Source organism: Neptuniibacter sp. QD48_11, assembly GCF_047778095.1.
Classification (GTDB): Bacteria; Pseudomonadota; Gammaproteobacteria; order Pseudomonadales; family Balneatricaceae; genus Neptuniibacter.
In genome coordinates this window covers 1,793,704-1,808,136 of record NZ_CP180551.1, presented here as the reverse complement: position 1 = coordinate 1,808,136, position 14,433 = coordinate 1,793,704, and the positions used below count along the sequence as shown (strand labels likewise).

Below are 14,433 nucleotides of genomic sequence, written 5' to 3'. Positions count from 1 at the left end.
GTCGATGTGCACTCTGACGCCAGCTCTACCTACAATAGCTTAACCCGCGTTAGTGGTCGTGATGGATCGTTCTTAAAAGCTAAAGATATCGATGTTAACTCTGAAAATATCGCTACGATCACCGCTGACGCCGACAGCATAACTAATTTGCCAGATCTAGAAGTGTGTATTGGGGTCGACGATCTAGAAGTATGTTTCAACGTATTGAGCGTAGATATTGATGAAGATGAGACTGTTAGTAGTACACCAGATCGTCATATCTTCTGGGAGTCCCACGTAGTATTGCTTGGTGAACCTAACCCAGAGCTGGTTATCGATGAAAACGGAGTAATACTCAGTCTAACTAACATTGAATTCTTAGGCAGTAATACCGGTAAGGTCGTTGGCAATACACTCAGTGCCGCTAATAACCAAGTTATTCTCGACGACATTATCTACAACGAAGCCGGTAAATTAACCTTCTTTGCCAACCACGTGAACGGCACCGATGGCATTATCTGGGGTAATAGTGGATTAGTAGAAAGTCAGCGTACTTGGGACAGTGTCAGAATCATCAATGACTCGGAATATGACCTCGTTATAAACCATATAGATACTCATGATGGATCGGCTGCCGTAGATATTAAAGTGGACGATATCCGCTTTAATCCAGCGTCTGTAAACAACGTATCCTTAGACCCAGTAACACCAGGCGATACCTTTGAATTTGATTTAGATATCACTTACCCAAGAACCTTAGTTGAAATCAGAAATCGCATAGCTGGAAATAATAACGATAGCGATATCATACTCTTAGGCGGCATTGATAATGTTATTGGTGATACTGTAATTGAGAACCAACGCGGGGATATCAGGGTTGATGAACGTGATTTGGTCGTTCAACAAGGCGTACTTCCAACGGCTATTTTCGATGAAGGCTTAATCAGAACCAATACGCTTGATGTCGATGCCAGTGGTGATATAGGTAATCAGAATGCCAGTGATGGCCGCACGCCATTAATGGTGGAATTAGTCAGAATTATCCATGCCACCAGTAACGATGTAACTCCAGCACTTGAAGAGATTCATCTTGAAGCAGATGCCGGTAGTGACACCGTTTTGGATATTACCTTGCATGATCGCTCTCAAGATCCAGCCGAAACTGACAGTCTCGATATAACCATCCACCGGATTACCGCAGGTGATGATGTCGATGTGATTATCAATGACTCCAGAGCCGGTGATGATTGGGCGCCTATCGATGGTGTGAATGTCAGCACCTATGATCCTCCAGGTCTGTTTGACCCTGACGGCCGTAGCGGAATTTACTGGGATCACTTCAGCCCAGATGTAGAGGGTGAGTCCTTATATAACTGGGTTCGCCAGACCTACGGCACAGGTCACACCGAAGTGGATTCAGTCTATACGTTCACGGAAGTACGCGCTGGTGATGATATAGATATTGGCCATGTTGACAGTAATGACGGCTATACCGGAGCAGAAAACCGAACTTATCGAACCACTTCGATCACTGGCGCACCATACGGCTCCAATGTCTCTGTTGATGTCACTCCTGATACAACAATCGACTTCATCATCAATACTGATGTTGATTGGAGTGGTGGTACACCTCCAGATGGTACACCTCAGATATTCTTAACCACTAATGGCGAAATCATTGCGGATGAGCTGATCGGTGATATGTTGGTTGGCCACATCCATTCGACCGAAGATGATGTCACCCTAAATTCCGGTGCAAGAATCATCGATGCTGATACCGATTCGGGTGCGGCTACAACGGTTGATGTGTCTGGGGTAAACATTACCCTTAACTCCGGTGTAATCACTGATGAAACCCCAGCACCACTATTTGGTGGAATAGGCACAGAAGATGACTTCTTAGAGATCAATGTTGATCGCAATAACGGTAACGGCGTGCTTAATGCCTTCGATATAAATGCGCCGTTCAATGGCGGCATCTATATCGATGAACTAACGGGTCCACTAGAGTTAGATACAGTTCACAGTGACGAAAATGTATCACTCAGAACAACTGATGGCTCAATCAGAGATGCAAGAAACGGCGGAGCAGGTGATGAGGCAGCCAATATCCTAGGTCAAACAATAGATCTTGATGCTAACGGCGATTATTCCGATATCGGTAGTAGCTCGAATGATGTGGAAATCAATTCCCGAATTGGCTCAGCTGCAAACGTCGACGATGTTGGTCTAGAAGCAACCGATAATATCTACCTCACTGAAACAGACGGCGATTTGAGTCTGGTTCTAGCCCATACCTATACCGGCGATATTCGTCTAACGGTGAGAGAATCTGCCGATTTAGATGAGCATCTGATCCTACTAGAATCAGGCAGCGCTCGTTTTGCAGAAAGTATCAGTCGTTTACCGGGTTTAGATCCCGATGCTCCACGTAACATTCTAAATGGTCAGATCTTCGCAGAAGGTGGTTCAGTACTTCTATTGGTCGGTGACAATGTCGATCTTCATCAAAATAGCGAGATTCTAGCTAAAGAAACTATCGACATCTTCGGTGATCACAACAATGCTGATGACCATTATGGTACTAATATGACCCTAAGAGGCCGGATTATCGCTGGAGCTGATGTGACTTCCGGTGATCCTGTTGGCACAGCAATTCCAACCTATACAGCGCCCGTTTATCTCACCAGTATCTGGGGTAATGATGATTCCGATTACATTCAATTTGGTGATCTTTCAGGCGCTAGCGGTGATACTGAGCAGGGTGATGATGGCTATATCTTCCTCGGTTCTAAAACACGCGTTCACGGTAGTGCGGATCTAGATTCACTATTGGCAGATGGTGAAGACCGAATGGTGGTCTACTTCTTACAAGACACATCAACCACAACTGGACCAAATACCGTATCTGATGCAGAGCACACATTAACGCTCGATGGTCAGGCAGGCACCGATTATTACGAAGTTCACTCTCTGGGCAGTAACGGTGAAGATGAACGTAATTACGTCATCAATGTACTGGATACAGGCGCTGAGAATGATGGCGTAGACGAGCTAAGTATCTTTGGCTTCGATAGCCCTAATAGCGGTTCTGACACAAATGGAGATGCTTACGCGACTGACGATATCTTCTTGATGCGTGCAGCAGCCTTCCTTCCAAACGAAACAACAGATCGTCCGGGATATGTTGCCATCTTGCACGGAAATCTAGCCGAATACGGCGATGTTATTCAAAACAACGAAGATAGTGATGAAGTTCAACGTATCAACTATGACACCGGTTTGAATGGTCGCTTACTGGTTGAAGGCAGAGGCGGTAATGATGCCTTCTTCGTTGATGATACTACAGTGATTACCTCTATCGACGGCGGTGCTGGCGATGATCAATTCCAAATCGGCCAGATCTTCGGTGCGCAACGTGATACTGCTGACGGTAACTTGCTCGAGCAAGATGTATTCCCAGATTTAGTAGCAACTACAAGAGGCTGGTTGTCTGCAGGCGCAACAGCACCACTGGTAGCACAAGGTGGTAGCGGCAACGATGAGTTCCGCGTCTACTCTAACCAAGCAGAACTTCGTTTAGAGGGCGATGATGATAATGACCTATTTATCGTTCGCGCCTTTGCATTAGCTGCTACAGTCGACTTTGACTTCGATAATAGCGGTGTCATCGATAAAGCGGACCTTGAAGCCGGTGCTAAGATTCTTCAAGATCTTCAAGATGGCGTGATCACCTTTGCTCAATTGGACAATGGCGTCGCACTTGAAGCGGCATTACCAACCGATGGCGGTGGCAATCCAGTCTTCGACGTTAACGGTGATGGCGGTATTAACTTCCTTGATCTTCTACTTACTGAAGATCCAACTGATGATGTTATTGTTCTCGATGAAGAGGGCGTTGCTACACCTCAGATCGGATTAGGCTTCTCGGTGGCTCAAGCACCAGATATCAGAGCAGGAGGTGGTCAGGATGAGGTTCGATACAACATTAACGCGCCAGTTTCGGTAGAAGGTGGTGCAGGCTTCGATAAACTGGTCATCCTCGGCACTGAATTCCCAGATGACATAGCCATCACCAAAGATGGTATCTACGGTGCTGGCTTAAATGTTCGTTACTCCACCATTGAGGTAGTTGAAGTTGATGGTCTTGAAGGCGATGACGAGTTCTTCGTTCAATCCACAGCATTTGGTGTCGCTTACCGGGTAATCGGTGGTTTAGGCTCTGACACCATCAATGTTGGCGGCGATGTTGTCGAAGATATTGTTACCCGCGAGCTTGAAGGCGTTTCAGGTGCAGTTGATCATCTAGTATCTTCCGACGACCCTCTCTACAACGGTCTTGTGGTTGATGGCTTCGACTACAACGTATCTACCGCACTTGAAGGTCTAGTCGTCATTAATGAAGAGGCAGCAGGTGATACAAGCTCCGGTCAAAGCATCGTTAGGGAAGAGCTGCTAGAAGCGGATCAATTCAGTGACTTCTACACCGTAAGACTCTCAGAAGAACTTGCAGCAGGTGAGGTCGTTTATGTAACCGTATCTGCAGCGCGCTCTACTCAAGAAGAGAGAACAATCGACCCAGCCACTGGACAGCCTTACGATCTGAACCCAGATCCATTAGTAGATGCCCTTGGCGATAGCATCTGGCTATCTACTACCGATCCAGGCGCATTAATCACTGACGCTGACTTCCAACGCTCTGTGATGATTAATGGTGTGCTTACTCAGATTGATAACAGAGCGGTCGTACTAACCTTCGATCACACCAACTGGAACCTTGAACAGTCCGTTTATATGTTCGCACCAGACGACCAACGATCTGAAGGAGATCGCGTTGTAGTCATTCAACACTCTGTTATCTCTAACGTTGATATCTACGATGCGGCTGATGTCCGTAATGTCGAAGTTACAGTACTTGATAACGATACACCGGGGGTACTGATTACCGAGATAGATGAAAACGGCTTGGTAGACGGTCAAACAATCGTGGTTGAAGGCGATGCAACAACTCAACTCAACGATCAAATTCGACTACAACTAGCGATGCAACCAGCAGCTGGCAGTGAAGTGGTGGTTGATATTGTATTGAATGACTTCGCCGATAAAGCGATCAAATTCACCAATCCTGATGCTGATAGCCGCCTCGAGCTATTTACCGACCCTGTCTATGACGCAGTCAATGACCGCGTCGTTATCGGTCAGGCTACCTTTACCTTCGTTGATGGCGTGGTAGACCCTGATTGGAATGATGCTATTAACATTGGTATTGAGGCGCGCGACGATTACGTCAGAGAAGATCTCCAGCTTGCTGTTGTAGAGTTTGAACGTAACGATGACACAACAGATGCTGATTACATCTTCCCGAACTTACGTTCTGGACTGCAGCTTCTTGATGTTGAAGTTTACGATAACGAAACCTCAGGCGCTGTAGTGATCGAAAGTGGCGGATCTACTCAATTAATCCGCGATATTCCAGCAGGCAGCGGTGAAACCGATACTTATGAACTCCGTCTAACCCGTGCGCCCACAGGTGAAGTCCAAGTTGCTGTACTCACTGATGGTTTAGCCGATGTAATAGAGATCGACGGTGTAGCGATCACACCGGAAAATTATGCAGCCATTGGAGGATTGCAGGCTAATCAGATCTTTAATGGTCATATCATCTTCGGCGATGACGGTACTAATCTCACACTCACTAGGGGTACCGGCTCTGACTTTGGTAACTTTGCCGATGAAGGTTTCTACGGTGCTAGCTTCGATGCCCAAGAGCTGTTTAACGATATTGTTACCTTTGGCGATGATGGAACCAATCTAACACTATCAAGAGGTTCAGGTGACTTTGCCGCAGACGGTTTTGCCGCAGGACAAACCATTGCTATTGATGCCACAGGTGCAGGGGGCTTCTCAAACAACAACGGTAATTATGAAATCCTCTCTGTTAGTGCAACAACCATTACTCTCACGGCACTGGGGGGTTGGACAGAAGATGGAGTTTCTGTTGACGCTACTGCTATTAGTCACTTAATCCCTGTAGCTGGTCAGTCCATCAGAATAGGTGGCAGCGCCAATGATGGCGATTATGAAGTGCTCGCCGTATCTGAAGATGGTCAAACACTAACCTTAACTGCAACATTAGCCACACCTTGGGGCACTGATGGTGAATCGGTCGACCCAATTGTGCTTTCTGATCTCGCTGAAGCCTTTATCTACTCTGGAGAGGTTAGTTTTGGCGAAGAGACCAATCCTGACTTCTTCCCAGGCCAGTTCTTAGATAGAGGCCTGGAAGGCGAGCAAGCAGGCTGGTTATCTGAAGGCTTCCTCGAAGGCATGTGGGTTCGTATCAGTGATACCAATGGTGTCGAGGTCGACGTAGAAGCCAAAGTTCAGCTGATTCGTGGTGACAACGACGGTCAGGATAGCAAACTGCAACTGATCCACGTGACCATTGATGGTGTTGAATCTGACCTAGACGCAACTTGGCTAGGCGATGGCGTAGCTGATGATGTGACCGTTGTAAGAATCGCACCGCTAGCAACATTCACTGATGCAGATTACTACAATATGCAAACTGTCGAGTTGCAAGCGGACGATGATTACACCGTGCCTCCAACACGCGAAGGCGTGAAAATATTCCCAGTTTCAAACCATCTTCTATCTAAACTCAGAGGCCCATTGGCGGTTGAAGGTGGACCAACAGGCGCTGATCGCTCGTTGACCAATGGTATCAAACTACCGGGTGAAACAGACGACTTCTTGATCGCCATTGGCGCTCAGCCTCCAGAAAGTCAGCAGATCGATGTCTTGAATATATTTAATGACTCAAGCCAAGCTGATGGTAGTGGCATATTAACTGAAACAACCCTTCAAGGCTTCGGTATGGCTGAGGATCTCGATTTCGGTCCAGTCAGCGGCCCAACCTTCGGTGAAGGTTCGGGTGGTGGCAATATCGTCGTTCCAGGAGGTATTAGCTTCGGTAAAATCAATCTAGGATCTGAAGGCTTCGGTACTAACGATTCCGAAAGTAGCATCGAAGTATTCAATCTAATGCTCGGCGAAGGTAATGACCGTTTAGAAGTTACCGGTACGCTTAACCCAACAGCCTTTGTTTCTGCTGAAAACGCCTTTACCTCAGAACCTGATCTAATCAACGGCGGCGGCACGATTACCCTTGCGGGTTATGACTGGAAAGCACAAGGTTTCTTACCTGGGCAAGAAGTCACTATTGATGGTTATGTCGGTAGCTGGACCGTAGTTGAAGTGCTAGATGCCATTATTCAGGTTACTGATGGCAATGGTGGTACCGTTGACGTTCAGGATCCAAACGACAACTCAATCCTTGTTCTTGCAGGCGCTACACCAGTACCGCTATTCGATGGCACAAGTGACATTCGTCTGACTGCGGTTGATGCTTTGGTAATCGAATCGCTCGTGCTTGATGTTGCAGGCAATAATGAAGGTGGCGTTCTTACCCGTCAGGACGGCCAAAACTGGGAAGATAATGGTTTCCTAGAAGGCCATTTGATTTCACTAGGAGGCTTTGATTCAGCAGTTCAATACCGAGTATTAGATATAGATGGCTCCAGCATGACACTGCTCGGCGATGAGCTTGAAACAGAGGAAGGCCGTGAAGAGCTGATTTGGGTGCAAGGTCCGCACGGTAGTCTCACAACCCTTCATGGTGGCGGTAACCTATTCATCGAAACTATAGGTGACTACGACGCAACAACCGTTGATGGCGATAATATCTTAACTCGCCTCGATGGCCGAAGCTGGCAAGACGATGGTTATGCAATCGGCCAGCTAATTCAGGTAGGCAGTGAAGGTGAAACCCGTGAAGTTATCGGTTTTGCTGACGCAGATGAAAGCCTCAACCCCGGCGATCAATTCGCAACATGGGGTGCTGGTTCTGCAATGATTCTATCAGGCTCAGCGTTTGCTGGCGGTACTATCAGCAATATAAACCTCCATCTATCAATCGCTGAAACTACTGTAACCGAAGTCGAACAGGTCGAACTGATCGTTGATCGGCTAGTGCGCTCCGATGGTGGAGACTGGGAAGCAGATGGATTTGAAGCAGGTCAGGTTATTTACCTAGAAGGTATAGCAGGTGGCTTTACTATAGAGAGCGTCACAACAACTGAAATACATCTCCAAGGCGCTGCCATTCACGAATGTGCGCTTGAATCCACTACAGTGACTATTACTCGAACTGATATCACTACCGATATTGGTTCAGAGATTGGCGGCGATCACTTTATCGTCACAGGCGGTGCAGGACCAGATAGTCCTCTCGTGATCTACGGTGATACCAGCCAAGACGGTGTTTGGTATTCCGGTCACTCGTTCGATCGACTAGGCCAAGAGTTTGGTGACAAACCATTTGATATGTTCCCACACTTACCAGATGGTCAGAACGAGGATAATGAATGGGTATTCCCACTCGCTAATCCATACAACTTTGCTGGTCACGATATCATCGATGCTTCGCAGCTATTTGCCGGTGTTTCTGATCGGGATATGCCAACCGTTGGCTTTACTGCTTACGGTGGCGCAGGCAACGACCTGATTATAGGTAGCCAAGCAGGTGATCATCTAGCAGGCGGTTCGGGTAACGATACTATCTTGGGCCAGCGTGGTGTCGATCATATCTACGGCGACAGTGGTATTAACGTCAACATCTTCACTAGAGCACTGGATATCACAGCGAGCGATAACAATCCTGCGCCTTCTATCAATCCGAACCTTGGCTCAAGTGATCAAACCTTTGCGCCAGTTCGAATTCCATATCCTGTCAGTGACAACTTGATCGCAGGTCAGGATACATTGGAAGGTGATGGCCGTGTCGATGGCATAGATGCTGGAATTATTGATAGCCAGAACATCATATTTGGTGACCACGGTGAGGTTGTCCAGTTTGTTCACGATCCAAACGAGCCTGATCTTGATGCTATAGTTCCGCTTCCTGCAGGCGTCTTGCCACTATTGCAGAAAATCCAGACTACTGAACTCAATACAGTGCTAGAAATCAACGCACTATCACCGCAAAACGGCGCAGATGACATTATCTACGGTACATCCATTGCTGATGTGCTAATTGGTGGTTCTGGTCATGACATGATTGATGGTCGCGAGGGTGATGATCTGATCTTTGGCGACATGGTTAGTCTCACCCGTATGGCTGGTGATGATGGCGTAGTCGTCGATGGTGATCTTCTGGACGATATTCTTAATGCTCGCTTCCAGACTCTTGCGGGCACCTTGATTTACGCTCGTACTGACCGTGATCTTCCTGACGGCGTAGATCCTCTCTATGCCTACGGCGATGGTCCGGGTCAAACACCATTGAGCGGTGAATCATCTGGTCGCTTGTTAACTGATGGTTTACTTCGTGACTACCGTGATCCAAATGGTCCGCAGTGGTGGGCTGAATATGAGATCGATTACGCTGAATATCATAACTTTGCCATCGATTCAGGATTAGAAGGCGTCGGTAGCTTCGGTAATGATTACATCGCAGGTGGTGCAGGACATGACACCATTTTCGGTCAACTCGGCCACGACATAATCCAAGGTGATGGCTCTATCGATAGCGCTGTCGATGCAGAGGCCCATATAGGCGCAGCAAGAGAAAGAATGGGAGCGGAAGACCCAGTGGGTCCACTCACCGTTATCGCTAGTACAGAGCTTGCTAGTGACGGAGAAGATTATATCGAAGGTGGTGGCGGTAAAGACGTTATCTTCGGTGGCTTAGGTCAAGATGACCTTGTTGGTGGTTCTTCAACTCACTTTAGCCTAATTACTCCAGACCATCGCCCTGATAAAGGCGACATGATCTTCGGCGGAGCCGGCACGCAAATCGATAGAAACAACGGCTTTAATATCGATGAGAATGGCGATTTTACTGAACTTACCGATGGTACCACTAATGAAGGTCGCCATAGCCGCGATTCAGACACCATTGTTGGTGATAACGGCGACATCATAAGACTCGTCGGTACCGACGGAATTGATGTAAACACCCAAGGTGATGATTACTTAGAATATGCTTACGATCAGAACTTTGAAGGTAGCGAAGACCGTGGCGACGAACGTATTATCGTTCGTGGCGTCCGCTTACTGGATTACACACCGGGCGGTGCTGACTTCAAACCTGAACTATTCGAGCTAGAAGACCTAGGCGATCCTGCATACCGTGAAATGTTTGGTGATTCAGTTCATACCAGCATATTCGCCAAAGTGGATATTGGTGGTAATGATGAGATCCACGGTGGTACTGGTGATGACTTTATCTACCTAGGCGGTGGTAATGATATCGCCTTCGGTGATGCTGATGACGACGATATCATCGGTGGCTGGGGATTTGATTGGATCTCCGGTGGCACAGGTATCGACGGTATTCTTGGTGATGATGGTCGCATCTTTACCAGCCGTAATACCGCGACAGAAGGCAGAGAAGAAACCCTTTACGGTGTAGAACTGCTGCTAGACCGAGATCCTGATACGCGTACGAGTCAGGGCGACGTACTGAATGAGTTTATCTACACACCAGGACAGGTACAGACAGAGACCATCAATATTGAGTTCGAACTGAAAAAATCGGTCGATCTAACCCCATTCGATCTAGCTCCAGGTATTGATGATCCATTCTTCAACCCAATCTTTGCAGACGACATCATCTTCGGTGGTCTAGGCAAAGACTTTATCCATGGTGGTGCAGGTGATGATGCTATGAGTGGTGCTGAGGCGCTACCTGAGTCCTACGCGCCTGTGATCGATGATAACCTTGAAATCGATTATCTAATCCGAACTGATTTCAGTCGACCTTATAATCCTAATGACATCTTGTTGTTCGGTGATGACACAGACCCATGGAATGCACCTAAACCTGTACAAAGCAGATTGGGTGAATTCTATCTATACGATGAATACGATCCACGTCGTCTAATCTTGTTCAATCATGATGACAGCGTTTGGAAAGATGATGCTGTAAGCCCTGATGGTTTAAGACATTACTTCCTAAATGCAATGGATAACGAGGGTGCTACTGAAGCGGGTTACATTGAGTTCGCTCCAAATGGCACACCAATCGGTGATCTAGTAGATCGCGAAAGCGACGGTGATGATGTTCTATTCGGTGATCTAGGTAATGACTGGATAGTCGGCGGTACTGGCCGCGACCATATCTACGGTGGCTGGGGTAATGACCTCATGAACGCTGATGATGTAACCGGTGGTTCAGGCACAAGTTATGACCAAACCAATGGTCTAAATGATGCACCAGATACCCATATCGTTTACGAAGATCGTGTCTTTGGTGGCGCTGGTCTCGATATCCTTATCGGTAATACCGGTGGCGATCGCTTAATCGATTGGGTAGGTGAATATAACTCTTACATTGTTCCGTTCGCTCCATTTGGTATAGCTACCGTAAGTCGTCAAGTTCCTCCTCATTTATATGACTTCCTTTGGGCACAAGCGGCGAGTGATGGTGCAGATATCACCCGTACCGCAGATGTAGGTACGCAAAACTCCACCAGCAGATATAGTAACGTGGCGCACCTACAAGCCGAGCCTTACGGCGAAATGGGCATGATTACTCAGAAAGATCACGGTCTATGGCAAGATCAGACCGGCGGTCCAACTGATCCACAACCAGGTAACATCCCAGGCGGTCGTCGTGATGTACTTCGCAGCGCTGATTTCAATGATGGCTTAAATAGCCAGTCACAAGGCTTCTTCACTGATAGCGGTAGCTTCGAGGTGCAAGCGGGTCGATTAAGTGTTGCTGCGGATTCACTCGGTGGCGATGCGGCCAGTGTCTTCTATATCGACGATGCACTGCCTAGCTACTTTGAAATCACAGCAACTGTAAGTTCAGAGAAACCTACAGGTGGTTGGAAAGCTAATGCTTATCTGATTTTCGATTATCAAGGTCCAGAAGACTTCAAATTTGCCGGTATCAATGTCTCCAATGACAAATTCGAAATGGGTCGCCGTACAGCAGATGGCTGGATAGTTGATGTCCAATCTCCGGTACAAGTAAAACCTGATCGTAACTATAACTTACTCCTCGCAATCAACGGCACAACCGCAACCTTGGTTGTTAATGGCAGCGAGTACTTTACTCATACATTTGACCCTAGAGTCGATCCTGATGGCTTTGTTTATGGCTTGAATAGTGGTTTAGTCGGTGTAGGTTCTGATAATGCCCGTGGCACCTTCGATAATGTGGCAGTTCAGGTGCTACCACCAGAAATCACATTTGAAGTTACAGAAGGATTTAGCGCCGGTACTAATAACTTAACATTCGAACCAGTCGATGCAGCTAACTGGACTGTTATTAACGGCGCTTATACAGGAACTGCAGATACTAATGAGCACGTCATCAGCTTAGTTAATCTCGGACTCAGCAACGGTTTTGATGTTTCTTCTGTTCTAGAACTAGCAGCAACACTAAATACCGAAACTAATGGTGGCATCATCTTCGATTACTATGGCGAGAATGATTTCAAATTTGTCGCTCTGGATGTAGATAGCAATGCTCTGGTTGTAGGTCACCACACAGAAGCGAGTGGTTGGGTCGTCGATGATAGCTATGAAGTTTCTGGCGATCTGCAAGTTGGCGATGATTATGATATCGATCTCTCATTCAAAGGCCTTACAGTCACCGCAACGCTTAGCGAAGCTGGATCTGAATACGACATTGCACGAGTCGACTTTGCATTCAATGCCCAAGTATTAGACGGTCGCTTCGGTCTGTACAGTAAAAATGGCGAAACTACATTCGATGATGTGGTTGTACGCACTGATGACCCTGAGCTTGAACAGCCAGTTCAACCAGAACTGACTATCAGTGACGTCGAGCTAATAGAAGGAAACAGTGGCGCATCTGCTGCGATCCTAACGGTCAGCCTTTCTGAAGCGCTCACCGAAACAGTAACTGTCAATTACAGCACCGTAGATGGAACCGCGTCATTAGGTGATGGAGACTATCAAGCGACTTCTGGAACGCTAACCTTCTTGGCCGGTCAAACCAGTGCTGATATTACGGTTCAGGTTTATGGTGATACTAACGAAGAGAGTGATGAATACTTCACTGTAGAGCTATCCGACGCTTCTGGCGTTGTAATTGGTGATAGTTCAGGGGTGATTACCATTACAAACGATGATCAACCGGCAACTAGCACGCCTGAGCTATCAGTCAGTGATCTTTCAGTCAACGAAGGTAACAAAAAACATAAAAATATCAGCCTAACTGTTAACCTCTCATCTGCACCGACTGAATCAGTCAGCGTAAACTGGAGCACTGCAGACGGTACCGCAACACTTGCTGATAATGACTATCAAGCCGCATCAGGCACACTAACATTCGCTGCGGGTCAGACCAGCGCAACGATTAACTTACGAGTCTACAGTGACCGTTCAAGAGAGAGTGATGAAACCTTCACTGTTAACTTTAGTAATCCAAACGGAATCGTACTCACTGATAATCAGGCTGTGATAACCATATTGGATGATGACAATAGAATGGAAGCTAAACACAGCGCTCCAAATTCTATTGAAAACCCAACAGTGGTCACAGACGATCAGCTAGCGCCAATCGTTGAAGAAGCTATTAGCCGCTGGATAGACACCGGTGAACTCAGTGCAGAACAGCTTGAAACATTGCAAACCATCGATGTTCGTATCGAAGATCTAGAAGGTAACACGCTAGGTGAAGCTCAAGGGACTGACACCATTGTGATCGACATCAATGCAGCAGGCTTTGGCTGGTTTATCGATAGCACCCCAGAAGAGGACAGCGAATTTATCGTTAAAACATCTGAAAGCTCTTTACGTGCTATCGGAAACGATGAAGCAGCTCAATCAATGGATCTACTCAGTGTTATTTCTCATGAAATAGGCCATCTCCTTGGCTTCGATCATGATACAACTGAACATTCAGAATTGATGGCCGAGCATTTGAGTACCGGCATTCGTCTACTTCCTGATAGTCACGATGACTCCGAAGACTTCCATACAACCATTCTGGCAGCAGATGAGTTGCAAGGAACTGAGGTTGCACACCTTGCCTTGAGTGGTCATCAATTGCTCAACATGATGGTTCCTGAGGATGTTCCTGGTATCGAGCAGATCAAATCAGAAGGCACGGTAGCAGCTAGGGATATAGCTTTCACTAAAGGTAATACTCCAAGCGCAGGTGATCTAATTGGACAATCATTCACGCAGGATGATCACAATGATGATGAGCTAGAGCTTCCATATATTGATTTCAGTGATTCTGATAATGAAGGCTCAGATAATGTTTCTGAAACAGACAATGCAGATTCAGGTTTTGTATCAGAATGGTTATTCGATGATAGAGAATTACCGGAAGAGGTGGAACCTAGTCTTGGTAAACCGATGATTGGTTGGGGCAACTCACCTGTAGCGCCAAAATCCAGCAAAAAATAA

The 14,433-nt window shown here is 46.9% G+C and carries 1 protein-coding gene (only partly in view); it reads left to right on the top strand.

Going from position 1 to position 14,433, the window contains the following annotated elements; all coding sequences use genetic code 11:
- Positions 1 to 14,433, top strand: the 3' portion of a protein-coding gene (locus tag ACMXYU_RS08245; RefSeq protein ID WP_415901089.1) for a Calx-beta domain-containing protein. 20,007 nt of this gene lie to the left of the window's left edge; the window shows 14,433 of its 34,440 coding nt (coding positions 20,008–34,440); the start codon falls outside the window, past its left edge; the stop codon is at positions 14,431 to 14,433.